We start from the raw sequence: 388 nt of genomic DNA on the forward strand, positions 1-388 counted from the left end.
AACCTATACTATAGAAGGAGTACCAGCAGGAACAGTAGATATCGTAGTAGATACAACTACTTTACCAACAGGATCGACATTAACAGATGGAACAGAGCCAACATCAGTAACGGTACCAGTAAGTGGAACAGTTACAGCAGGGACAGATGGTTATACTACAGCCGGAACAGTAACTGGAACCGTATATAATGATGAAGATGGTGATGGAACACAAAACGGAACAGAAACCGGATTCACTTCTCCAGTAACTGTATTTGCGGATTTAGATGGCAATGGCGTATTAGACGCAGGAGAGCCAACAGCAACAACAGCAACAGACGGAACCTATACTATAGAAGGAGTACCAGCAGGAACAGTAGATATCGTAGTAGATACAACTACTTTACCA

At 42.5% G+C, this 388-nt stretch carries 1 protein-coding gene; it reads left to right on the top strand.

Annotated elements, in window-relative coordinates; all coding sequences use genetic code 11:
* Nucleotides 1-388: hypothetical protein (locus ACVCXO_RS00455; RefSeq protein WP_452227633.1), on the top strand; the 388-nt coding region annotated here is incomplete at both ends.

The sequence above is a fragment of the Lacinutrix sp. MEBiC02404 genome (assembly GCF_053601575.1).